The organism is Paralimibaculum aggregatum (genome assembly GCF_030270585.1).
Lineage (GTDB): Bacteria > Pseudomonadota > Alphaproteobacteria > Rhodobacterales > Rhodobacteraceae > Thermohalobaculum > Thermohalobaculum aggregatum.
Genome location: NZ_BSYI01000003.1, coordinates 1 through 23,008, shown reverse-complemented (window position 1 = coordinate 23,008; position 23,008 = coordinate 1). Strand labels below are relative to the sequence as shown.

Here is a 23,008-nt window from a genome sequence, read left to right as displayed (position 1 = left end):
CTGCGCATAGCCCCATGCGTGGCTGCACACAGGCCCCCGCGCGGCTGTGCAAAGCCCCCGCGCGGCTGCTCAAAGCCCCATGCATGGCGCGGCAGAGCCCCTGCGCGGCTGAGCAACGCCCGCCGCACGGCTGCGCAAAGCCCCTCGCGCGGCTACGCACAGACCCCGCGCGGCTGCACAATGCCCCCGCGCGGCTGCGCCAAGCCCGATCCGCGGCTGCGCAAAGCCCCTCGCGGCGGTGCAAAGCCCCTCGCGCGGCTGCGCCAGGCCCCGCGCGGCGGCGCAAAGGCCCTCGCACGGCTGCGCCAAGTCCCCGCGCTGCTGCGCCAAGCCCCATGCGTGGCGCCGCAGAGCCCCTGCGCGGCTGCGCAAGGCGCCGCCGCGCGGTGGCGCCAGGCCGTTCGCGCGGCTCCGGCATGGCGCCGTACATCGCGGGGGTCAGCGCGCCGGGGTGACGCGGTAGAGCCCGCCATCGTCCTCGTCGGTGAGGAACCAGAGCGCGCCGTCCGGCCCCTCGCGGACATCGCGGATGCGCCCGAACAGCTCCTTGAAGAGCCGCTCCTCGCCGGTGATCCGGTCGCCCTCGCGGTCGAGCCGCGCCAGCAGCCGGAACTTCAGCGCGCCGACGAAGATGTCGCCGGCCCATTCCGGCCAGAGCCGCCCGGAATAGACCACCATCCCCGAGGGCGCGATCGAGGGGTCCCAGTAGTAGACCGGCTGCTCGAGCCCCGGTGCCGCGCTGCCCGGGAACGCCGCGCCGGAGTAATGCGTGCCGTAGGAGATCCGCGGCCAGCCATAGTTGCGCCCGGCTTCCGGGCGGTTGATCTCGTCGCCGCCGCGGGCGCCGTGCTCCACGGTCCAGAGCCGGCCCTCGGCATCCAGCGCCATGCCCTGCGGGTTGCGGTGGCCGAGCGACCAGATCTCCGGCCGCGTGCCGGGGGTGCCGGCGAAGGGGTTGTCCGCCGGCACCGAGCCGTCGCGCGCGACGCGCAGCACCTTGCCGATGCTGCGGGCCGGGTCCTGCGCGTTCGGCGGGTCGCCCCGGTCGCCCACGGTGACGAAGAGGGTTCCGTCCGAACCTTCCACCACACGGCTGCCGAAATGCCGGCCCGAACGTACCGGCGGCGTCTGTTCGAACAGCACCCTGAGATCCTCGAGCCGGTCGCCGGCCGCGGCCAGCCGCGCCGCCGCCAGCGTGGTGCGCGAGCCCGCCGGGTCCGGCGCGGCATAGGTCAGGAAGATCTCGCGGGTCGCGGCGAAGTCGCGCGCGGCGAGCACGTCGAGCAGCCCGCCCTGGCCGTCCTCCTCGACCGGCGGCAGCCCGGCCACCTCGGTCTTCGCGCCATCCGCGCCGACCCGCCAGAGCCGGCCCTGGCGCTCGGTCACCAGCATCGCGCCATCGGGCAGGAAGGCGAGGCCCCAGGGATGCTCGAACGGCCCGGCGACGCGGCGCACCGCCAGCGGCCCGGCCGAGCTCGGCAGCGCATCCGCCCGCTCAGGCGGGCCGTCGCTCAGCGCCATGGCCATCGCCGCCACCGCCGCCGCCAGCGCCATCAGTGCCGCCGCCATCCAGCGCATCAGGATCTCTCCCCGTCCCGGCGCCGCGGTCAGCCCGCCAGCGCCTCCGCGACCTCGAGCGCGAAATAGCTCAGCACCCCTGCGCAGCCGGCGCGCTTGAAGGCCATCAGGCTCTCGGGCACGCAGCTGCCGGCGAGCCAGCCATTGTCGATGGCGCCGCGCAGCATCGCATACTCGCCGGAGACCTGGTAGGCGAAGGTCGGCGTGCCGGTCTCCGCCACCCGCCGGCAGATGTCGAGATAGGGCATCCCCGGCTTGACCATCACCATGTCGGCGCCCTCGGCGATGTCGGCCGCCACCTCGCGCAGCGCCTCCTCGGAATTCGCCGGGTCCATCTGGTAGGTCTTCTTGTCGCCGACCAGCGCGCCGCCGGAGCCCACCGCCTCGCGGAACGGGCCGTAGAAGGCGCTCGCATATTTCGCCGCATAGGTCATGATCGCGACATTGCTGTGGCCCTCGCGCTCCAGCGCCATGCGCATCCGTGCCACCCGGCCGTCCATCATGTCCGACGGCCCGAGGATGTCGGCCCCGGCCTCGGCCTGCGCCAGCGTCTGCTTCTCCAGCGCCGCCAGCGTCTCGTCGTTGAGGATCTCCTCGCCGCGCACGATGCCGTCATGGCCGAGCGCGTTGTAGGGGTCGAGCGCCACGTCGAGCATCACGCCGACCTCCGGCACCGCCGCCTTCACCGCCCGGGTCGCGCGGCAGACGAGGTTCTCCGGGTTCCAGGCCTCCTCGCATTCGGCGGTCTTCCGCGCCGGGTCGGTATAGGGAAAGATCGCGATCGCCGGGATGCCGAGCCGCGCCGCCCGCTCCGCCGCGCGCACCAGCCGGTCGATGCTCAGCCGCTCGACGCCGGGCATCGCGGCGACGGGCTCTGCGGCATCCTGTCCCTCGATCACGAAGCAGGGCCAGATCAGGTCCGACGGCGCCAGGCGGGTCTCGGCCACCAGGGCACGCATCCAGGGAGCCCGGCGCAGCCGGCGCGGCCGGCTCATCGGGAACGGGGCGGGTTGCAGCATCCGCACGCTTCCTCTTAAGTCCTCATGCACGGCACGCCTGCCCGGATCCGGGGCGATGGGGGGGCGCGATCTGCCGGCGACACAAGCATGGCGAGGCGAGGGAGGCAAGCGCGATGGCCGATGTTGCGACCGAGATACGCGGGCGGCTGGGGCTGATCACCCTGAACCGGCCGGAGGCGCTCAACGCGCTCACCCACGGCATGGTCGGCACGCTCCAGGCGCTGCTCGACGACTGGGCGGCGGACGACCGCATCGGCCTCGTGGCGATCCGCGGCGCCGGCGAGCGCGCCTTCTGCGCCGGCGGCGACATCCGCTGGCTCTACGAGACCGGGCGGCCGGGCGGCGAGCAGGGCCGCGCCACCTTCGGCTTCTATGCCGACGAATACCGCCTGAACACGCGGATCAAGCGCTATCCCAAGCCCTATGTCGCGCTGATCGACGGCATCGTGATGGGCGGCGGCGTCGGCGTCTCGATCCATGCCGCGCGCCGCATCGCCGGAGACCGCACCCGCTTCGCCATGCCGGAGACCGGGATCGGCCTCTTTCCCGATGTCGGCGGCACCTGGTTCCTGCCGCGGATGCCGGGCGAGACGGGGATGTGGATCGGCCTCACCGGCGCCCGGCTCGGGCCGGTCGACGCGGTGCGCGCCGGGGTCGCCGACCACTACCTGCCGTCGGACCGGTTCGACGCGCTGATCGGCGCGCTGGCGGCGCTCGACCCGGCCGACCCGCAGGCGCTCGACCGGGCCATCGCGGCGCATGCCCGCGAGCCCGAGGGGCCGAGCATCCTCGCCGAGCACGGCGCGCGCATCGACCGGCTCTTCGCCGGCGACAGCGTCGAGGCGATCCTCGCGGCGCTGGCGGCCGACGGGCACGACTGGTCGGCGGCGCAGCGCGCGGCGATCCTCGCCAGGTCGCCGGGCTCGACCCGCCTCGCCTTCCGCCAGATCCGCGAGGGCAGGACGCTCGATTTCGAGGCCTGCATGACCCTCGAATACCGCCTCGCCCGGTTCTGCATGACCCGGCCGGATTTCTACGAGGGCGTGCGCACCACGATCATCGACAAGGGCGAACGGCCGGCCTGGTCCCCCGCCACCCTGGCCGAGGCAGACGAGGCCTACGTCGCCCCCGCCTTCGCCCCGCTCGGCGCGGAAGAGCTCACGCTCTGACCCCGCGCCGCGCCGCGCGCGCCGCTGCGCCGGGCGCGGGGTGGGCGGGCGGGCGCGCCCGGTGCAGCGGCGCGCGCGGCGCGGCCTAGCGGTTGATGCGAAACGCCGCGAGCGGCGGCACCGGCTCGACCGGCTCGGTCTCGACCGCGGCGACCCGCGCATCCCGCGGGCCGGTGCGGCAGGCCTCGATCATCGCCGCGACCGCCGCCTCGGGGCCGACGAACTGCGCCAGCACCGCGCCGTCCGGCAGGTTCTGCACCCAGCCGCCGAGGCCGAGGCGCTGCGCGGTCTCGCGCGTCCAGGCACGGTACCAGACCCCCTGCACCCGGCCGGTGATCCGGGCGCGCAGGCAGATATGCGGCGCCTCGCTCATGCCTCCTCGATGGCGAAGACGAGGCAGGTCGTCGAGCCGGTGGCGCAGATCCTGCCCGCCTCGTCGAGCAGCCGCCCCTCGGCGACGCCGGTGCGCCGGCCGACCCGCACCGCCTCGCCGACCGCGCGCAGCACCCCGGTCTCCGCCGTCACCGCGCGCAGGATGTTCACCCGGTATTCCAGCGTGGTGTAGCCCTGCCCCTTCGGCAGGCGCGACTGCACGGCGCAGGCCATGCAGCTGTCGAGGATCGTGCCGAACCAGCCGCCATGCACGCTGCCGAGCGGGTTGTAGTGGCTGAAGCCCGGCCTGCCCTCGAACACCACCCGCCCGTCGCCGACCTCGACGAGGCGCATCCCCATCGGCTCGGCGATCGGCGGCGCCGGCAGGCGGCCGTCGCGGATCCCCTCGAGGAACGCCCGCCCGGAGAGCTCGGCCAGCTGCGCCGGGGTCAGGAGCTCCGCCGGATCGCGGGCGAAGCGCGGCCCCCCGCCGGTCACGCGCCGCCCTCGATGGCATCCCAGATCGCGACCTGGCGCATCGCCTGGCGCACCCGGCTCAGCAGGCAGAGGCGGTTGCGCCGCACGATCCGGTTCTCGGCATTGACCAGCACCGCCTCGAAGAAGGCGTCGACCGGCGCGCGCAGCCGCGCCATCTCGCCCATCGCGCTGGCGAAGTCCTCGGCCGCGAGCGCCGCGGCGATCGCCGGCTCGGCGGCATCGAGCGCGGCGAACAGCGCGCGCTCCTCGGCCTGCTCGGCGAAGCGGATCTCCGGCGCGCCGGAATACTCCACCCCGTCCTTCTCCTCCTCCTTGGCGAGGATGTTGGAGGCGCGGCGATAGCCGGCCAGCAGGTTGGCGCCGTCCTCGGTGTCGAGGAAACCCTGCAGCGCCTCGGCCTTGGCGACGCGCAGCGCCAGCACGTCCCAGTCCGGCCGCGCCGCGACCGCGTCGATCACGTCGTGGCGGATGCCGCGGTCGCGCAGGAAGACCTTGAGCCGGTCCTCGAAGAAGCGCATCAGGTCGAGCATCGCCACCAGCGACATGCCGGTGTGGTGCCGCGCCTCCTCCTCGGCCGCCTCGACGCGCTCGGCCAGCACGCGGCTGGCGGCGGCGACGATGTCCTCCTCGACATCGGCCAGCGCCGCGGCGAGGTCGGTCTCGCTGATCAGCAGCGAGCGGTCGCGCCGGGCGATCTCCTCGATATGCCGGTTGAAGGCATGGATCGCGATCTGGAACAGCGGCCGGCGCTGCCCGGTCTCGAGCAGGATGCGGATGATGCCGAGCGCCGCGCGGCGCAGCGCGAAGGGGTCCTTCGACCCGGTGGGCTTCTCGCCGATCGCCCAGAAGCCGGTGAGCGTGTCGATCTTGTCGGCCAGCGCCACCGCCTGCGAGACCGGCGCGGTCGGCACCGCGTCGGACGGGCCGAGCGGGCGGTAATGCTCCTCCGCCGCCTGCGCCACCGGCCCGGCAAGGCCCGCCGCCTCGGCATAGTAGCGGCCCATCACGCCCTGCAGCTCGGGGAACTCGTAGACCATCTCCGAGGCGAGATCGGCCTTGGCGACCCGCGCCGCCTGCGCCGCCTGCCCGGCATCGGCGCCGACCGCCGGGGCGATCTCGGCGGCGAGCCGCGCGACGCGCGCGATCCGCTCGGCCTGGGTGCCGAGCTTGGCGTGGAACACCACATTGGCCAGCGGCGCCGACATCTCGGCCATGCCGGGCTCGCCGCGGCCCGCCACCTTGCGCAGGTCGTTCTCCCAGAAGAACTTGGCATCCGAGAGCCGCGCCGCGAGCACCCGCAGGTTGCCCGCGAGGATCGCCGCGCCGCCATCGGGGGCGACGAGGTTGGCCACCGTGACGAAGCGCTCGATGCGGCCCGTGGCCGGGTTGCGCACCGAGAAGAACTTCTGGTGCTCGCGCATCGAGGTCTGTAGCACCTCGGCCGGCAGGTCGAGGAAATCCGGGGCGATCTCGCCCATCAGCGGCACCGGCCATTCGACCAGCCCGGCGACCTCGTCGAGCAGCGCCCGGTCGGGCACCAGCTCCATGCCGGCGGCAAAGGCGCGCTGGCCGGCCTCGTGCTCGATCAGGTCGCGCCGCTCCGCCGGGTCGAGCAGCACATGCGCGGCCTTGAGCTTCGCGGCATAGTCCTCGAAGCCGCTGACGGCGAACGGCTCGGGCGCATGCACCCGGTGGCCCACGGTGGTGTCGCCGGCGCGGATGCCGTCGATCTCCAGCGGCACGATCTCGGCCCCGGCCTCGTCGGAGAGGATGCAGAGGATCGAGCGCAGCGGCCGCACCCAGCGCAGCCGACCGGCGCCCCAGCGCATGGATTTCGGCCAGGGGAAGCCGCGCACCGCGGCCTCCACCGCCTCGGCCACCACCGCGGGCGCGGCGCGGCCCGGCCGGTCGATCACCGCGAAGAGCACGGTGCCCTTCTTGTCGGGCCGCTCCTCGAGCGCGTCGCGGCCGAGGCCGGTGGAGCGCAGGAAGCCCTCGATCGCCTTCTCCGGCGCATCGGCGCGCGGGCCCTTGCGCTCCTCGCGGGTGTCCGGGGTGCGCGCCGCCACGCCGGTGAGCGAGAGCGTCAGCCGGCGCGGGCCGGCGAAGGCACCGGCATGGGCATAGGTGAGCCCGGCCTCGACGAGGCTGCCGGTGACGAGGCGCTTCAGGTCCTCGGCGGCGCGCGCCTGCATCCGTGCGGGAATTTCCTCGGAGAGGAGCTCGAGAAGAAGATCGGGCATGGCAGCCTCTCGGTAGCCTTACTGGTTGGCGAATTCGGGCGTGAGCTGGCGCCACATGAAGGCGCGCCCGTCGGGAAAGCGGACAAGGATGCGGTCGGCGCCGGGGCGGTCCTCGGCGGCGGCGAGATAGGCGGTGGCCTCGCCCGCATCGAGCGCGCGGGCGATGGCCTCGGCGTCGAAGCAGTCGAACCAGCCGGGCGCGACCAGCGGCACCGGGGTCTCCGCCACCGGGGCCTCGGGCGCCGCGGCCATGCGGAAGCAGGCGCGCAGCTTGAGCGGCGAGGTCGAGGCGTCGATGCCCTGCCAGCCGGTCACCGGATAGCGGGTGCCGGCGACCTCGACGGCATCGGCCTCGATCTCCTCGTAGAAGGCATAGACCTGCATGTAGTAGAGCCCCGCGGCGAAGATCGCCGCGAAGATCAGCATGCCCAGCATCAGCGTGCGTCCGGTCATCGCGGCCCTCGCTGCCAGTCGGGATTGATCCGCGGCGCGGCGGTGCCGCGGCGGCGGCGGAGCGCCCCGGGCGCCGGGCGGAGCGCCGGCATCTGCATCTCGTGGGTCCCGGCGAAGATCTGCGCCACCGCTGCCGCCTCGGGCCCGTCGAGCAGGCGGCCGAGCACCGCCGCCCCGGCGCCCTCGATATCCATCTTCAGGATCGCCACCGGCCGGCCGATCTCACCGAGCAGCCTGCGGATGTCGATCTGCGGCACCGCGACGGCGTCATGCGCGCCCTGCCGTTCCCGGCCGCCGATCAGGCTGGAGCCGACCGGGAGGCGCGCCGGGTCGCGCGCGAAACCGGGCGCGCGGCTGAGCATCGCCAGGCCGTCCCCGGTGCCAACCGCGGCGCGGCGGAGATGGACATTCGCCGCCCCGGCGAAGCGCGCCGCGAGCCGGCCGAAGGCCCAGGGATCGGCCTCGACGGCATGGACCTCGACGCCGCGGGCCGCCATCCGCGCCGTCACCTCGCCGGTATTCGCCCCGAGATCGACGCAGACCGCCTCCGGCCCGAGCCCGTCCAGCACCGCCTCGAACGCGGCGATGGCGCCGGGCACCGGCGGGTTGCGCCGGCGCCGGTGAAAGCGCCGCGCGAAGCGCTCGCCGGAGGCGCCGGGCAGCGCCGGGAGCCCGCGCAGCGAGAGCAGCTTCGCGAGGTGCAGCGGGCCGTCCGCCGGCACCTGCCGGGGCCGGGTCGCCGTCCGCGCCGTCCGCTCGCCTGCCATCGCTGTCATCCTCCGGTTTCGCGGGCTTGTCGCACGGCCCGGTTGGGGGTTCAATTCCCGCTGTCGTCGTCGAGGATCTGGCCGAAGCAGAGCCGGTTGCCCTCGCTGTCGGCGATCTCGACCTCGCGCAGGCCGTATTCGGTGTCGAGCGGGCCGGAGAGGATCGCGACGCCGGCGGCGGCCAGCTCGGCCGCCAGGGCGCGGGCATCCGCCACGTGGAGATAGGCGGCCCAGCCCTCCGAGGGCGCCGGGGCGCCGTGCCAGCCATCGAGGAAGAGCTGCGCCCGGCCGCGCCAGAAGATCCCGAAGCGCGGCGGCTCGCCGCCCTCCTCGGTGACGGTGAAGCCGAGCCGGCCGGTGTAGAATTCCCGCGCCCGCGGATACTCCGCCACCCGCAGCACCGGGATCGAGGATTGCAGTTCCACCGCCATGCGCGCGCTCCCTTGCCGGCCCGGGTCAGACCCAGTCGAAATCGATCCGCGGCTGCCCGAGCGCCGCCGCCCGCGCCCGCAGCGCCGCCACCCGCGGCGCCTGGCCGGGAAAGCGCCACTCATGGGTCTCGACATAGATCGCGCCGATCCGCGCGCGCTCCGGCGCGTCGAGCAGCGCCTCGAGCAGGGCCACCTCGGCGCCCTCGATGTCGATCTTGGCCAGCGCCACCGGCTGCCCGAGCCCGCGCAGGAGATCCGCCAGGCCGACCTGCTCCACCGCGATCGCCTCGCCCTGCTCGGCCTCGGCCAGCTCGGCGCAGACCGAGCTCCAGAGCGAGCGCGCCGCGGGGTCCTCGGCAAAGCCCGGCGCGCGGCGGAGCGTCACCCGGCCGGGCGCGGCGCCGACGGCCTGCCGGTGCAGCACCACATTGGCCATGCCGGCGCAGCGCGCCTCGAGCCGCGCGAAGGCCCAGGGGTCGGGCTCGAAGGCGTGCACGGTGCCGGCCCGTGCCGCCATCCGCGCCGTCATCTCGCCGATATTGGCGCCGAGATCGAGGCAGACCGCATCCGGCCCCAGCGCCGCGAGATCGCGCTCGAAGCGCGCCCTTGCCGCCGCCGCCCGCGCCGCGCGGCCGCGCCAGTGCAGCCGGTAGCCGGCCTCGCGCCCGACCCGCCCCGGCATGTGGCGCAGCAGCCCGAGCGCGCCGCGCTTCAGCGCCGCGACCGCCGGCGCCTCGGCAGGCCCGGGCCCGGCCGCGGCGCTCATGCCGCCTCGGCCGCCCCGCCGGCAGCGGTCTCCAGGAAGGCATCGGCGCAGCGCTTGGCGAGCCCGCGCACCCGGCCGATATAGGCCTGCCGCTCGGTCGGCGAGATCACCCCGCGGGCATCGAGCAGGTTGAAGAGATGCGAGGCCTTGATGCACTGGTCATAGGCCGGGTGCGCCATCACGATGCGCTTGCCGGTCTTGGGGTCGGCGGCCGGGTTGGCCTCCGGGTCGAGCAGCCGGGCGCATTCGGCCTCGGCATCCTCGAAATGGCGGAACAGCATCTCGGTGCTCGCGGCATCGAAGTTGTGCCGGCTGTATTCTTCCTCGGTCTGGCGGAACACGTCGCCATAGGTCAGCGGGATCGGCGCATCCGGCGCGTTGAACGGCATGTCCATCACATGGTCGACGCCGAGCACATACATCGCCAGCCGCTCGAGCCCGTAGGTCAGCTCGCCCGAGACCGGGTGGCAGTCATGCCCGCCGACCTGCTGGAAATAGGTGAACTGGCTGACCTCCATGCCGTCGCACCAGACCTCCCAGCCGAGCCCCCAGGCGCCCAGCGTCGGGCTCTCCCAGTCGTCCTCGACGAAGCGGATGTCGTGCAGCCGCGCATCGAGGCCGATCGCCGCCAGCGAGCCGAGATAGAGCTCCTGCAGGTCCGGCGGGCTCGGCTTGATGAGCACCTGATACTGGTAATAGTGCTGCAGCCGGTTCGGGTTCTCGCCATAGCGCCCGTCGGTCGGCCGGCGCGAGGGCTGCACATAGGCCGCCGCCCAGGCCCGCGGCCCGAGCGCGCGCAGCGTGGTCGCCGGGTGGAAGGTGCCGGCGCCGACCTCCATGTCGTAGGGCTGCAGCACGGCGCAGCCGCGCGCCGCCCAGTAGCCGGAGAGACGGAGCAGGATCTCCTGGAAGGACCGCGGCTTGCGGTCGGCGGTCTCGATGGCGCTCATGGGTTCGCTCGCAGGCTCGGATGCAGGGTCTGTCGCGCGCGGACCATAGGCAGGCCGGCGGCGGCGGTCAATCGGCGCCGAGCGGCTACTGCTGCGCCGCAACAGGCGGCTCGCCATGGCGCAGCACGAAGGCGACATCGCCGAGCTCGGGCATGTGCACCATGCTGAGATGCGGCGAGATCGCCAGCAGCGGCGCCACCGCCTCGGCCGGGTCGAGGCTCCAGCCGCGCGTCGCGGTCCAGTCGACGCTGGCGCTCAGCGAGTTGAACAGCACCGCCTGCCGGCTCAGCCCGAACATCAGCCCGGCGACATGCGCGACGAAGCCGACATCGCATTCCGCGCGCCGCGAGAAGATGCCGCTGGCGAAGACGTAGTCGAAGGAATGCGGCGCGAACCGCCGGTTGTGGCTGGCGGTCTCGAGGCTGGTCTCGAGGAAGACCCCGCCCGGATGTTCGCCGCGCGCCTGCTCGACCATCTCCGGCACCGGGTCGATGCCGACATAGTCCACCCCGCGGTCGCGGCCGGCGAGGAAGCCGTAGAGCGCCCCGGCGCCGCAGCCGACATCGAGCACCCGCGCGCCGCGCAGGTCGAACATCCGGTCCATCACCTCGAAGCGGCGGTACTGCGTGGTCCGGCTCGCCCAGCCGACGCCGCGCGGCGTGGCGCCATGGCGCAGCACAGCCTTTCGGTAGAAGCGCTGGCTCTCGGCATCGCTCATGCTCGGGGCTCCATGGCGCGGCGCGGCTCGCGGGACGGCTCGGAAGGCATCGGTCCGGCGCGGTCAGGAGGCCGGCGCGGCGGAGGGATAGGCGACCGGCGTGCGCCAGTCTGCCTCCGCCATACGGGCCCAGTAGGCCGCGCGCAACCGTGCCGTCACCGGCCCCTCCGCGCCATTGGCGAAGACATGGCCGTCGAGATGCGTCACCGGCACCGGCCCGCCGCCCGAGGTGCAGGCGAGCATTTCCTGCGCTTCGGCGAGCTCGGAGCGCGGCAGCGCGCGGGTCTCGGTGTCGATCCCCTCGGCCGCGGCGAGCTCCAGCAGGGTGGCGCGGGTGATGCCCTCGAGGCAGCCCTCGGCCGGCGTCACCAGCCGCCCGCCGATCACCGCGAAGACGTTGAAGCCCGGCCCCTCGGTGAGGTTGCCGGCATGGTCGAGCAGCACCACCGAATCGGCGCCGGCATCCTTCGCCTCGAACAGCCCGCGGGTGAAATCGCCCCAGTGGTAGTTCTTGGCGCGCGGATCGACGCTGTCCGGCGGGATCCGGCGCACCCCCTCGGCGATGTGCAGCCGCACCCCGCGCGCCGCGGCATCGGCGCCGAAGACATGCACATAGGGCACGCACCAGGCATAGAAGTGGTTGGCGCAGCGGCGCGGGTCGCGCTCCCCCGGCACCAGCGGCTGGCCGCGCGCCGCCACCATCGCGACATAGGCCGCCCGCAGCCCCGAGGCCGCGACGACGGCATGCAGCGCCGCGCGGATCACCTCCGGCCCCTCCGGCGGCGCGAGCCGCCAGGCCTCCATCGAGGCGCGGAACCGGGCGAGATGGTCGTCGAGCCGGAAGAAGGCGCCGTCCCAGACCGGCACGACGTCGTAGACCACGTCGGAATGCGTGAGCGCCCAATCGGTCACCGGAATCCGGGCTTCCGCGACCGGGACCAGCTCGCCGCCGATCCAGGCCGCACCATTCGCAAATCTGTACATTTGTTGATATCACACCGAAACCGCGCGACGATCAAGCAGGATCACCGCCGCCCGCTCTCGTCGAGCGCCCGCCACGAGCGCGAGAAGAACTCGCGCCGGATCAGCATCAGCGTGGTCAGCACCGCGGTCAGCGCCAGCACCGCCGGGCCGAGGAACCAGCCGAGCGCGGCGATCGCGAAATACACCGTGCGCAGCCCGCGGTTGAAGTTGCGCGCGGCGGCCTGGTGAATCGCGTCGACGCGCGCCACCGCGGAGGCCAGGCCCTCCGCGTCGGATCGCGGCAGCGCCCCGAGCAGCACCGCGACATAGCCGAACAGCCGGTGCGCCCAGACGAATTTCAGGAAGGCATTGACCAGCACCAGCAGCACGATCAGCAGCTTGGCCTCCCAGACCACCTCGGCGTTCTGCGCGAGCCCGGCGCCGAAATCCCGCCCGAGGCTGACCAGCTGGTCGGTCTGCCCGATCAGCGCCGCGACGCCGCCGATGGCGATCAGGCTGGTCGAGCCGAAGAAGGCCGACCCCTGGCGCAGGGTGCTGAGCAGCTGGGCATCCATGATCCGCACCTCGCGGCGGCCGACCTCCTCCATCCAGCGCCGGCGATGGTCGCCCATCAGGCTGCTCACGCTGGGCCGGCGCCGGGGCGGATGCTCGATCAGCTGGGTCGTCAGCGCCGAGCACAGCAGGAAGACCGCGAGCGCCACGAGGTCGCCCCGGGAGAACAGACGTGGCAGGGCCTCGATCAGCGCCGGAAGCGTCTCCATGGTGCGACCCTAGCACCGCCGCGCCGGGGGTTTCCAGATCCCGCGCGCGTGCCCGAACCGCTGCGGGCGAGACAGCGCCGGAGGCCGGGGCTATAGTCCGCCGCGACGCGAAGCGGGGAGGACGGCGCGATGATGTTCGACGGGATCGATCTGCTGGCGGTGCTGGCGGCGGCGGCGGCCTCCTTCGTCTTCGGCGCCGGCTGGTATGCCGCGCTCGGCCGGGTCTGGATGCGCGCCGCCGGGCTCACCGAGGCCGACACCAGGCCCGACCCGAAGGTCTTTGCGGTCGCCTTCCTCTGCCAGCTGCTGATGGCCTTCGTGCTGGCCGGCGTGGTCTATCATGTCAGCCCCGGCGCCGAGGGGCCGACGGTCAGGGCGGGGCTGATCTCCGCCGGCATGATCTGGGCCGGCTTCGTGCTGACCACGCAGATCGTCAACCACCGCTTCCAGGGCGCGCCCTGGGCGCTCACCGCCGTGGATTGCGGCCACTGGCTCGGGGTGCTCCTGATCCAGGGCCTGGTGATCGGAGCCCTCTGATGATGCATCTCACCCGCCTCCTGGCCGGCCTCGCGCTGGCCGCCCTGCCGGTCCTCGCCGGCGCCCAGGCGCTGCCGAGCCGGGCCGATCCGGAGGCCGCCACCGGGCTTGCCGCGAAGCCGCTGGTGCGGGCCGGGCGGCAGATGATCGTCACCGCCAACCCGCATGCCACCGATGCCGGCCTCGCGATGCTGCGCGCCGGCGGCTCGGCGGCCGATGCCAGCATCGCCGCGCTGCTGGTGCTGAACGTCGTGGAGCCGCAGTCCTCCGGGCTCGGCGGCGGGGCCTTCGCGCTGGTGCACGGGCCGGACGGGCTGGTGAGCCTCGATGCGCGCGAGACCGCGCCGATGGCCGCGGGGCCGGACTGGTTCCTGGAAGACGGCGCGCCGCTGCCCTGGATCGAGGCCTCCGAGAGCGGCCGCGCCATCGGCGTGCCGGGGCTGCCGCGGCTGCTCGAGACGCTGCATGCCCGCCACGGGCGCCTGCCCTGGGCCGATCTCTTCGCCCCGGCGATCCGGCTCGCGGCGGAGGGCTTCGCGGTGAGCCACCGCCTCGCCGGGATGATCGAGAGCGGCCAGGCCCGGCTCGCGCGCACCGAGGCCGGCGCGGTGTTCCTCGACGGCGGCGCGCCGCTGGCCGAGGGCAGCCGCCTGGTGCAGCCGGCGCTGGCCGAGACCCTGCGGACGGTCGCGCGCGAGGGCGCCGCGGCGATCTATGGCGGCCCGATCGCGGAAGCCATCGTGGCCGCCGCCGCCCGCGCCCCGCGCCCCGGCGCGCTCGGCCTCGCCGATCTCGCGGCCTACCGGGTGGTGGAGCGCGCGCCGGTCTGCATGAGCTATCGCGGGCGGCACCGGGTCTGCGGCATGGGCCCGCCCTCCTCCGGCGCCACCACGGTCGGGCAGATCCTCGCGCTGATGGGCCGGCGCAAGCCCGCCGACTTCGACCGCGAGAGCCCCTATCTCTGGCATCTCTTCGCCGAGGCCTCGCGCCTCGCCTATGCCGACCGCGCCGCCTGGCTGGCCGATCCCGACCAGGTGCCGGTGCCGGTGGCCGGCCTGCTCGATCCGGGCTACATCGCGCGGCGCGCGCGGCTGGTCCACCCGTTCCGCGCCGCCGAGGGCGAGGCCGAGGCCGGCATGCCGCCGGGCGCCACGCTGCCGGCACCGGGCGACGGGCGCACCAGCCCGGGCACCACGCATCTCTCGGTGATCGACGCCGAGGGCCTCGCGATCAGCCTCACCGCCTCGATCGAGACCGCCTTCGGCTCCGGCCGCATCGCCGCGGGGATGCTGCTCAACAACCAGCTCACGGATTTCTCGTTCCGCCCGCTCACCGAAGACGGCCGGCCGGTGGCCAACGCCCCGGGGCCCGGCAAGCGTCCGCGCTCCTCGATGGCGCCGAGCATCGTCTACCGCGCCGGCGAGACCGCGCCGCACATCCTGATCGGCAGCCCCGGCGGCAGCCGCATCCCGGAATATGTCGCCGGCGCGCTGATCGGCATGCTGGATCTCGGGATGGACCCGGCCGAGGCGGCGGCGCTGTTCCACGTGTCGCAGCGCAACCGCGGCGCGGTCACGCTCGAGGCCGGCGCCATGCCGCCGCGGCTCGATGCCGCCCTCGGCGCCCTCGGCCACAGGGTCGAGACCGCCGAGATGACCTCCGGGCTGCACATCCTGCGGATCGGCGCCGACGGGCTCGAGGGCGGCGCCGACCCGCGCCGCGAGGGGCTGGCCGCCGGCGACTGACCGGTCCGGGCGCCGGCTCAGCCCGCCGCCAGCCGCGCCTTCAGGAAGCCCGCCCGCGCCGCCAGCGCCTTGCGCGCGATGCCGAGATCGAACTGGTCGAAGGCATGCACACCGCCCGGCGCCACCTGCAGCTCCGCCGCGCCGCCGGCCGCCTCGAGCCGCGCCGCGAGGAACAGCGAATCGTCCAGCAGCGGGTCCGCCGTGCCGACCTGGAGCAGCGCCGGCGGCAGGCCCGCGAGATCGGCCAGCAGCGGCGAGGCCGCCGGATCGCCGCGCTCCCGCCCGCCCATCAGGTTGCCGACGAACCAGTCCACCACCGGCGTCGAGAGGATCAGATACCGCTCGCCCCAGTTGCGCAGCGAGGGCGTGCCGCGCAGGTCGTACATGCCGTAGGACAGCGCGGCGCCGGCGACCCGGCCGATCCGCCCGGCATCGCGCAGCGCCAGCAGCGTCACCAGCGCGAGATGCGCGCCGGCGCTCTCGCCGCCGATCACCACCGGGCCGGGCCGGGTCTCCAGCACCCATTGCGCCGCGGCCAGGCAGTCCTCGGCGCAGGCCGGCCAGCGGTGCTCCGGCCCGAGGCGGTAGCGCACCGAGACGACGTCGCAGCCCGCGGCCTCGGCCAGCATCCGGTTGGTCGCGTCGTACTGCTCGGGGGCGTTGAAGGTCCAGCCGCCGCCATGGATGTGCAGATAGGTGCCGCGCGGCGCGCCCGGCCCCGGCGTGAGGCGCAGCCCCGCCGGCCCGTCCTCGACCCAGTGCGCGGTGTCGCGCGGGCCCTGCAGCGGGAACACCCCGCGCCCCTCGGCGCGCGCCCGCCGGGTCAGCGCGACCGGCAGGTCCATCGGCCGCGGCAGCTCGGCGAGCTGCGCCTCGAGCGCGGCGTTGAAGGCGGCGGTCTCGGGCTCCACCGCGGCCGGGTCGAAGGGCGACGGCGCCCGGCTCTGGCTGGTATCGGCGGCCATGGAAAACTCCCTCGGGTTGCGGCCCGCCCATAGAGCCGATGGCCGCCGGGGCGCGCAAGCCCCCTGCCCGGCCGCCGCCCCGGCCGCCTCCCCGCTTGCCCGGACCGGCGCCGCCGTGGCAGACCGCAGAAGCCGGAGCCGGCATGCGGGCGTGATGGAACTGGTAGACATACCGGACTTAAAATCCGGAGGCCCTGGCCGTGCGGGTTCGAGTCCCGCCGCCCGCACCAGCGCCCGCCCTGTGTAGCCGAGGCGCCTAGGTAGCCGCGAACCGGACGGATGGACCGGCGGTTCCGTCCCCTCGCTCCGTTGCCGCCTGTGGAGGCCGGTCCGGGCACCGGCCTGCCCGCCGACACGCCGCCGCCTTCCCATGCCTTCCATTGGCTTGAGAGGGGTCCGACCGTCCTCGGCGAAGCGCCCCGCCGGATCGCGCCGACCCACCGCGGCTCCGGCGAGGCGTGCAATCCGGCGGTCCCGATCCCCGACCCCGGCCGCATGGATCTCGGCGCATTCCCGGCCAGGCGACGCCACGAAGCGTGCCGACACCCTCCCTACCTGGCCCTGCACCTCCCCGACCGGCCCACCCGGCCTTCCCGACTGGCGGGCGGCCCGAAATGCGCTGCCGCCGCGGAACGGCCCGCGCGGACTGGCGGTGCACGGCCGGCCCGTGGCCGAGCGGGGGCGCCGGCGCCCGCCCTGATACAATCGAAACCCTGTTGCCTCTGCCGGCGACACCTGCCTGCAACCCGCGCTCCCTAGATCGGCGCCGTCCGGACCAGACGGCAGGCGGCATCGGGCCCCTGCCCGGACCCCGGAGAGGAGATGCGAGATGGGCTGGACCAGCTCCGACAGCCGGACCCCGCGCGGCCAGCGCCCGGCCGACCCGCGCCGCAGCCGCCGGCGCATCGCCGCGCCCCGCCGGGTGCGGCGCGCCCCCGCCGGCCCCGCCGCCCCCGGCGGGCTGGAGCGCGAGATCCTGCGCGCCGGCGCCTTCGGCCAGCTCGCGATCTGCGCCCTGGCGCTCGGGATCATGCCGATCGCCTATGCCGCGGTGAGCCTGCCCAAGCACCTGATCGACCTGCTGCGCATGGGCGACGGCCCGGCCGGGGCCTGCATGCTGCAGACCCGGCTGCTGCAGGGCGTGGCGCTCGGCCTCGCGGTGCTGGCGCTGCACGGAGCGGCGAAATACCTGCTCAACATCCTGCGCATCCGGGCCGCCGAGCGGATGCGCCGCCGGCTGCGGCTGCGGGTGCTGCGCGGCGCCGGCAGCGGCGGCGCGCGGCGCCAGCTCGGCCCGGTGCTCACCCAGGAGCTCGAGATCATCGGCGGGCTCGCCTCGGAGCTGGTGGCGACGCCGCTGCTGCAGATCGGCACCCTCGCCGTGGTGCTGCTGTTCCTCGGCCGCGAGCATGTCGCGCTGGCGGCGATTTCCGGGCTTATCGTGGCGGCCAACATCGTCGCGCTGCGCCCGCTGCAGCAGCGCGCCTCGGAGATCGCCCGCGAGCGGATCGGCCTGGTGCGCCAGCTCAACGGCCAGCTCATCGACCTCGCGCCGATCGCCGGCGTGCTGCGCGACTGCGCCGCCCTCGAGCGGCTCCGGCTGCGCCACGGCCGGATCAAGTTCCTGCTCAAGCTGCTCGCCAACCTGATGGTCGGCGCGACGCCGCTGATCCTGATCGGCGCCGGCGGGCTGCTCGCGGCGATGGGCGAGCTGAGCCTCGGCGCGCTGGTGGCGGCGGTGCTGGCGCAGCGCGAGATCGGCCCGGCGGTGCGCGCGCTGATCGCCTTCGAGAACACCCGCATCGACGCCCGCGCCCGCTATGCAAAGCTGTTTCCGGCGGCGCCGGGGCCGCAGCCCGGCCCGGCCCGGCCGCCCCGCCCGGCGCGTCCGGCGCGGCCGCGGCGCGCGGTGCTGCGCCTGCGCCTGCGCCGCCCCGCCGGCGGCTGAGCCCGCGGCGGCACGAAAGCAACGAACCGTTAGCGATACCGATCAGCCACTCATTCACCGCAATCGGACAAGCTGGACCGGCGTCAGCGAAAGGAGCGAATCATGCGGTGCCTGATCGTCAAGAGCAACATGGCCCTCGCCGAGAAGTGCCGGGCCGCCTGCGCCGAGCGCGACATCGAGACCGAGATCGCCGCCAGCGCCGCCGAGGCCCGGAGCCTGCTCGACCGGGTGCGCTTCGACGTGGTGCTGACCGCGAGCCGGCTCAGCGACGGCACCGGCGAGGCGGTGGCGCGCGCCGCCGCCCGGCGCCAGCCCGGGGCGCGGGTGATCGTGCTCGGCGGCGTCAAGGACCAGATCTGCGCCGCCATCGGCACCGGGGCATGCGCGCATTGCACGGTGTTCCGCCCCCATGCCGATCCCGCGGCGGTGGCGCATTACATCGACACGCTGCCCGAGCTCATCCAGTCCGCCTGAGCCCGGCTCAGCCCGCCGCGGCGAGCCGGACCAGCGCATCCGCCGCCATCGCCCCGCGCGGCCCGCAGAGCAGCGGGTTGACCTCGACCTCCTGCAGCCGCTCCCGGTTGGCCCCGACATAGGCCTGCACCGCCAGCGCCGCCGCCACCACCGCATCGAGATCCGCCCCCGGCTTGCCGCGATAGCCCGCGAGCAGCGGCGCGATGCGCAGCCCCGACAGCGCCGCGCGGATCTCCGCCGCGCCCGCCGGCAGCAGCAGCGAGACGCTGTCGCGCAGCAGCTCGGTCAGCACGCCGCCGGCGCCGAGGGTCATCACGAAGCCATGCGCCGGGTCGCGCACCACGCCGATCAGCAGCTCCGCCGCGGTGCCGGCGACCATCTCCTCCACCAGGAAGCGGGTGGCCGGCATCCGCGCCGCCGCGGCCGCCACCGCCGCCGCATCGGCAAGGCCCAGCGCCACCGCGCCGGCCTCGGTCTTGTGCGCGATCCCCTCGCCCTTGAGCACCACCGGAAAGCCGATCTCCGCCGCCGCCGCGGCCGCCGCGGCCGGGCTGTCGGCGCGCTGCGCCCGCGGCACCGCGAGCCCATGCGCCGCGAGCGCCGCCTTCGCCTCGGCCTCCGAGAGCGTGCGCGAGGCCGCCGCCGCCGGCCCCGGCAGCCAGAGCGGCGCGGCCTCCGGCGCGGCCCAGGCGGCGCCGATCCGCGCCCCCGCCGCCATCGCCGCGAGCCCCTCGGCGAGGCCGCAGAACGGCACGATGCCGCGCGCCGCGATCGCCTCGGCGGTCGCCTCCGGCATCGTCTCGGGCAGGCTCGCCAGGATCGCCATCGGCACCCCGCGCGCCGCCCGCGCCTCGGCCACGGCGTCGATCACCTGCGCCCAGTCGGCGGCGTCGCAGCGGTCCTCGCGCGGGAAATCCAGCACCAGGCAGCCCATGGCGAGCGCCGGCTCCATCATTGCCGTGAAACAGGCGGCGAGTTTTTCACGGTCTCCCCAGATATAGGTGTGGTAGTCGAGCGGGTTCGCCAGCGCCACCTTCGGCCCGAGCACGGCGCGCAGGTCGGCCCGCTGCGCCGCGCCGAGCGGCGGGAACTCGAGCCCGGTGCCGAGCGCGCTGTCGGCCATCAGGCTGGCCTCGCCGCCGGAGCACGACATCGAGGCGATCCGCCCCGAGCCGAGCGGCCCGGCGAGATGCAGCAGCTTCAGCGCCTCGAGCAGCGCCGAAAGGCTCTCCACCTGGCCGATGCCGAGCCGCGCCAGCAGCGCCCGCGCCCCGGCATCGCTGCCGGCCAGCGAGGCGGTGTGCGAGACCGTGGCGGCCTGCGCCGCGGCGGAGCGGCCAATCTTCAGCGCCACCACCGGCTTGCCGCGCGCCCGCGCCTCCGCCGCCATCGCCTCGAAGCCGGCGAGATCGCGGATCCCCTCGATATGCAGCCCGAGTGCCGTCACCCGCGGATCGGCGAGCAGCCCGCGGGCGATCTCCGAGAGGTCGGTATCGGCCTGGTTGCCGGCGGTCACCACATAGGCCAGCGGCAGCCCGCGGCGCTGCATGGTGAGGTTGATCGCGATGTTGGAGGACTGGGTGATCAGCGCCGCGCCGCGCTCCACCCGCACCGCGCCGTGCTGGTCGGGCCAGAGCGCGGCGCCGTCGAGCGCGTTGATGAAGCCGTAGCAGTTGGGCCCGAGCAGGCGCATGCCGCCGGCCGCCTCGAGCAGCGCCGCCTCGAGATCGCCGCCATCGGCAAGCTCCGCCGCCGCCTCGCGGAAGCCCGAGGCGAAGCACACCGCGCCGCCGGCGCCGCGCCGGCCGAGCGCCCGCACCGCCGCCACCGTGGCCTCGCGGTTGATGCCGATGAAGGCGGCGTCCGGCGCCTCCGGCAGCGCCTCGACGGAGGCGTAGACCGGGAGCCCGGCGATCTCGCGGCGGCTCGGATGCACCGGCCAGATCGCGCCGGCAAAGCCGATCCGGGCGCATTCCCGGATCACGTTGGCGCACCAGCCGCCGCCGCCGATCACCGCGATCGAGGCCGGCCGCAGCAGCCGGTCGAGCCCGGCGCGCGGGGCGCCCGCGTCAGCGCCCGGCATCGACATGGCCGAGATCGCGGGCCGGGTCGATCCGGTCGCGGATGCGCTGCTTGAGCGCCTTCGCCTCGGGAAAGCCGCCGTCGCGCCTGCGCTCCCACAGCGTCTCGCCGTCGAGCCGGATCTCGAAGACCCCGCCCTCCCCCGGCACCAGCGCGACCTGGCCGAGATCGCGCCCGAAGGTCGAGAGCGCCTCCTGCGCCAGCCAGGCGGCGCGCAGCAGCCAGTTGCACCCGGTGCAGTACTCGATGGTCAGGACCGGCCCCGCCATCGCCCGCCTCAGGCGCCGAGCGGGCGGAACAGCTCGCGCCCGATGATGTGCCGCTGGATCTCGGAGGTGCCGTCCCAGATCCGCTCGACGCGGGCGTCGCGCCAGAACCGCTCGATCGGGAAATCGTCCATCAGCCCCATGCCGCCATGGATCTGCAGCGTCGCATCGGTGACGCGGGCGAGCATCTCCGAGGCATAGACCTTGGCCGAGGCGATCTCGCGGTTCGCCGGCAGCCCCTGGTCGAGCCGCCAGGCCGCGGCCAGGGTCAGCCAGTCGGCCGCGTCGATCTCGGTGATCATGTCGGCGACCTGGAAGCTCACGCCCTGGAACCTGGCGATCTGCTGGCCGAACTGGCGCCGCTCGGCGGCATAGGAGACCGCATAGTCGAAGCAGCGCCGCGCCCGGCCCACCGCCATCGCCGCCACGGTGATGCGGGTGGCATAGAGCCATTCGTTCATCACCGCGAAGCCGCCATCGACCGCGCCGAGCACCTGCGCATCGGGCAGGCGGCAGTCGTCGAAGCTGAGGATGCAGTTCTTGTAGCCCCGGTGCGAGACCGAGCGGTAGCCCTCGCGCACCGCGAAGCCGGGATGGCCGCGATCCACCAGGAAGCAGGTGATGCGCTTCTTCGGTCCCTTCGGCGTCTCGTCGACCCCGGTGGCGACGAAGACGATGAAGAAATCCGCGTGCTCGGCGCCGGAGATGAAATGCTTGGTGCCGTTGACCACCCAGTCGCCGCCGTCGCGCACCGCGCTGCACTTCATGCCGCGCACGTCGGAGCCGGCATCGGGCTCGGTCATCGCCAGCGCGTCCATCCGCTCGCCGCGCACCGCCGGCAGCAGGTAGCGCTCGCGCTGCTCGCCGGTGCAGGCCATCAGGATGTTCTGCGGCCGGCCGAAGAAATGCGTCAGCGCCATCGAGCCGCGGCCGAGCTCGCGCTCGACCAGCGCGAAATCGAGATGGCCGAGCCCGGCGCCGCCGACCTCCTCGGGGAAGTTGCAGGCATAGAAGCCGAGCTCCAGCGTCTTCTGCCGGATCGCCTCGGCCAGCGCCGGCGGCACCGTGCCGGTGCGCTCCACCTCGGCCTCGTGGGGGTAGATCTCGTTCTCGACGAAGGACCGCACGGTGTCGACGATCATCGTCTGCTCGGGCGACAGCCCGAAGGACAGGCCCGGCGCCTCCGCGGCCCCTGCATCACCCTGCTGGCTCATCTCGACCTCCGGACATCCTGCGGGCGCGGCGGCCCCTCGCGCCAGCCTTGGAGCAAAACCCCACGCCGGCGCAAGCCCGCCGGGGGCCTGCGGCAGGCTGCCGCGGCAGGCGCCGCTCAGGCCACCTCGATTTCGACCATCCGCGGCCCGCCAGCGACCCGTGCCTCGGCCATCGCGGCGCCGACCGCGGCGGCCACGGCAGCCGGCGTCGCGGCGCAGGCGCGGTGCGCGATCCCGCAGGCCCCGGCGATCCCGGCAAAGCCCGGGGGCAGCGGGTCGCAGCCGACCGGCGCGATCCCGTCGGCGCGCATGAACATCTCGATCTCGCGATAGCCGCGGTTGTTCCAGATCACGAAGACGATCGGCAGCCGCTCCTGCACCGCCGCCATCAGCTCGGGCAGGGTGAACTGCGCGCCGCCATCGCCGGCGATGCAGATCACCGGCGCCTCGGGGCAGGCGATCTGCGCGCCGATGGCGGCCGGGATGCCGTAGCCGAGCGCGCCGAAGCCGGTGGCCGCGTTGAACCAGCCGCCGGGGCGGTCGTGGTCGTGGAAGAGGTTGCCGGCATAGATCGGCTGGGTGCTGTCGCCGACGCAGATGGCGCCGGGCACCGCGTCGCGGATCGCCTCGAGCACGGCGAGCTGGGCCGCCATCTCGGGCTCCAGCTCGGCCCGGGCGGCGCTGCGGGCGGCGCCGGCGCGGGCGGCGCCATCGCGGCTGCGGGCGGCACCGGCCGGGAGCGCCGCCGCCAGCGCCGCCAGCGCCGCGCCGGCCTCCGCCGCGATGCCGATCCGGCAGGGATGGCGGGCGATCTGGTCGGGGCAGATATCGACCCGCACCAGCGCCTCCGGCAGCGCCGGCCCGCCGCGCGCATACATGTCGTAGTCGGTCGGCCCGAGCTCGGTGCCGATGGCGAGCACGGCATCGGCGGCGTCGATCAGCGCGCGCACCGCGGCGAGGCTCGGGCTCGCCGGCACCGCGAGCGGCGCGCCGTGCATCAGGCCGCGGGCATTGGTGGTCTGCACCACCGGGGCGTCGAGCGCCCCGGCCAGCGCGGCGAGCGCGGCC

23 protein-coding genes and 1 tRNA gene are annotated in these 23,008 nt (G+C 74.5%); 6 read left to right on the top strand and 18 right to left on the bottom strand.

Annotated elements, in window-relative coordinates; translation table 11 throughout:
• Positions 1-438: 438 nt before the first annotated feature.
• Entirely contained in the window at positions 439-1,578 is a 1,140-nt protein-coding gene (locus QSJ97_RS02355) for a PQQ-dependent sugar dehydrogenase (RefSeq protein WP_285669931.1), read from the bottom strand.
• A gap of 29 nt (positions 1,579-1,607) precedes the next feature.
• Complete coding sequence (gene hemB, locus QSJ97_RS02350; RefSeq protein ID WP_285669930.1) at positions 1,608-2,597, bottom strand: porphobilinogen synthase; 990 nt, start codon at positions 2,595-2,597, stop codon at positions 1,608-1,610.
• A gap of 113 nt (positions 2,598-2,710) precedes the next feature.
• Here hemB and QSJ97_RS02345 point away from each other — a divergent pair, with 113 nt between their 5' ends.
• The gene (locus QSJ97_RS02345) at positions 2,711-3,766 is read left to right on the top strand and encodes an enoyl-CoA hydratase/isomerase family protein (protein WP_285669929.1); all 1,056 of its coding nucleotides are present in this window, start codon (positions 2,711-2,713) and stop codon (positions 3,764-3,766) included.
• Between the two features lie 85 nt (positions 3,767-3,851).
• On the opposite strand, the gene QSJ97_RS02340 is transcribed toward QSJ97_RS02345, so the two are convergent.
• The 11 genes from QSJ97_RS02340 to QSJ97_RS02290 form a co-directional block, all read right to left on the bottom strand.
• Entirely contained in the window at positions 3,852-4,139 is a 288-nt protein-coding gene (locus QSJ97_RS02340; protein ID WP_285669928.1) for an acylphosphatase, read from the bottom strand.
• On the bottom strand, positions 4,136-4,636 hold the full coding sequence (locus QSJ97_RS02335) for a PaaI family thioesterase (RefSeq protein ID WP_285669927.1): 501 nt from the start codon (positions 4,634-4,636) through the stop codon (positions 4,136-4,138). The genes QSJ97_RS02340 and QSJ97_RS02335 overlap by 4 nt, the downstream gene beginning before the upstream one ends.
• A complete protein-coding gene (glyS, locus tag QSJ97_RS02330) occupies positions 4,633-6,879 on the bottom strand; it encodes a glycine--tRNA ligase subunit beta (protein WP_285669926.1) in 2,247 nt (748 codons plus the stop codon). The genes QSJ97_RS02335 and glyS overlap by 4 nt, the downstream gene beginning before the upstream one ends.
• 18 nt (positions 6,880-6,897) lie before the next feature.
• Entirely contained in the window at positions 6,898-7,332 is a 435-nt protein-coding gene (locus QSJ97_RS02325; protein ID WP_285669925.1) for a DUF6446 family protein, read from the bottom strand.
• Positions 7,329-8,099 (bottom strand): FkbM family methyltransferase, encoded by a 771-nt coding sequence (locus QSJ97_RS02320; RefSeq protein ID WP_285669924.1) that lies wholly within the window; start codon positions 8,097-8,099, stop codon positions 7,329-7,331. Before QSJ97_RS02320 ends, QSJ97_RS02325 begins: the two co-directional genes overlap by 4 nt.
• 50 nt (positions 8,100-8,149) lie before the next feature.
• Positions 8,150-8,530, bottom strand: a complete 381-nt coding sequence (locus tag QSJ97_RS02315; RefSeq protein ID WP_285669923.1) for a glyoxalase superfamily protein — start codon at positions 8,528-8,530, stop codon at positions 8,150-8,152.
• Positions 8,531-8,555: 25 nt separating this feature from the next.
• Positions 8,556-9,296, bottom strand: a complete 741-nt coding sequence (locus tag QSJ97_RS02310) for an FkbM family methyltransferase (RefSeq protein WP_285669922.1) — start codon at positions 9,294-9,296, stop codon at positions 8,556-8,558.
• A complete protein-coding gene (locus QSJ97_RS02305) occupies positions 9,293-10,246 on the bottom strand; it encodes a glycine--tRNA ligase subunit alpha (protein ID WP_285669921.1) in 954 nt (317 codons plus the stop codon). The genes QSJ97_RS02310 and QSJ97_RS02305 overlap by 4 nt, the downstream gene beginning before the upstream one ends.
• Before the next feature lie 85 nt (positions 10,247-10,331).
• Complete coding sequence (locus QSJ97_RS02300) at positions 10,332-10,964, bottom strand: class I SAM-dependent methyltransferase (protein ID WP_285669920.1); 633 nt, start codon at positions 10,962-10,964, stop codon at positions 10,332-10,334.
• Between the two features lie 63 nt (positions 10,965-11,027).
• Complete coding sequence (locus QSJ97_RS02295; RefSeq protein WP_285669918.1) at positions 11,028-11,948, bottom strand: aminotransferase class IV; 921 nt, start codon at positions 11,946-11,948, stop codon at positions 11,028-11,030.
• A 41-nt stretch (positions 11,949-11,989) separates the two neighbouring features.
• Positions 11,990-12,709, bottom strand: a complete 720-nt coding sequence (locus tag QSJ97_RS02290; RefSeq protein ID WP_285669917.1) for a DUF599 domain-containing protein — start codon at positions 12,707-12,709, stop codon at positions 11,990-11,992.
• Positions 12,710-12,838: 129 nt separating this feature from the next.
• Between QSJ97_RS02290 and QSJ97_RS02285 the strand changes: the two genes are divergently transcribed.
• Both QSJ97_RS02285 and QSJ97_RS02280 read left to right on the top strand, forming a co-directional pair.
• Positions 12,839-13,246 carry a DUF1761 domain-containing protein gene (locus tag QSJ97_RS02285; RefSeq protein ID WP_285669916.1) on the top strand — a complete coding sequence of 136 codons (408 nt, stop codon included), beginning with the start codon at positions 12,839-12,841 and terminating at the stop codon, positions 13,244-13,246.
• A complete protein-coding gene (locus QSJ97_RS02280; RefSeq protein WP_285669915.1) occupies positions 13,246-14,991 on the top strand; it encodes a gamma-glutamyltransferase family protein in 1,746 nt (581 codons plus the stop codon). Before QSJ97_RS02285 ends, QSJ97_RS02280 begins: the two co-directional genes overlap by 1 nt.
• 17 nt (positions 14,992-15,008) lie before the next feature.
• On the opposite strand, the gene QSJ97_RS02275 is transcribed toward QSJ97_RS02280, so the two are convergent.
• A complete protein-coding gene (locus QSJ97_RS02275) occupies positions 15,009-15,956 on the bottom strand; it encodes an alpha/beta hydrolase (RefSeq protein ID WP_285669914.1) in 948 nt (315 codons plus the stop codon).
• 145 nt (positions 15,957-16,101) lie between these two features.
• Here QSJ97_RS02275 and QSJ97_RS02270 point away from each other — a divergent pair.
• The 3 genes from QSJ97_RS02270 to QSJ97_RS02260 all read left to right on the top strand — a co-directional run bounded on the left by QSJ97_RS02270 (position 16,102) and on the right by QSJ97_RS02260 (position 18,378).
• Positions 16,102-16,186 (top strand) — tRNA-Leu (locus tag QSJ97_RS02270).
• Between the two features lie 599 nt (positions 16,187-16,785).
• Positions 16,786-17,904 carry an ABC transporter ATP-binding protein gene (locus QSJ97_RS02265; RefSeq protein ID WP_285669913.1) on the top strand — a complete coding sequence of 373 codons (1,119 nt, stop codon included), beginning with the start codon at positions 16,786-16,788 and terminating at the stop codon, positions 17,902-17,904.
• A 102-nt stretch (positions 17,905-18,006) separates the two neighbouring features.
• Positions 18,007-18,378, top strand: coding sequence for a hypothetical protein (locus tag QSJ97_RS02260; protein WP_285669912.1), 372 nt, complete (start codon positions 18,007-18,009; stop codon positions 18,376-18,378).
• Positions 18,379-18,385: 7 nt separating this feature from the next.
• On the opposite strand, the gene QSJ97_RS02255 is transcribed toward QSJ97_RS02260, so the two are convergent.
• The 4 genes from QSJ97_RS02255 to QSJ97_RS02240 form a co-directional block, all read right to left on the bottom strand.
• On the bottom strand, positions 18,386-20,467 hold the full coding sequence (locus QSJ97_RS02255) for an acetate--CoA ligase family protein (protein ID WP_285669911.1): 2,082 nt from the start codon (positions 20,465-20,467) through the stop codon (positions 18,386-18,388).
• Positions 20,448-20,729, bottom strand: a complete 282-nt coding sequence (locus tag QSJ97_RS02250; RefSeq protein ID WP_285669910.1) for an Rdx family protein — start codon at positions 20,727-20,729, stop codon at positions 20,448-20,450. Before QSJ97_RS02250 ends, QSJ97_RS02255 begins: the two co-directional genes overlap by 20 nt.
• A gap of 8 nt (positions 20,730-20,737) precedes the next feature.
• Positions 20,738-21,898, bottom strand: a complete 1,161-nt coding sequence (locus QSJ97_RS02245) for an acyl-CoA dehydrogenase family protein (RefSeq protein WP_285670109.1) — start codon at positions 21,896-21,898, stop codon at positions 20,738-20,740.
• Between the two features lie 158 nt (positions 21,899-22,056).
• The coding region (locus QSJ97_RS02240) for a thiamine pyrophosphate-dependent enzyme (RefSeq protein WP_285669909.1) at positions 22,057-23,008 on the bottom strand (952 nt) is incomplete at its 5' end.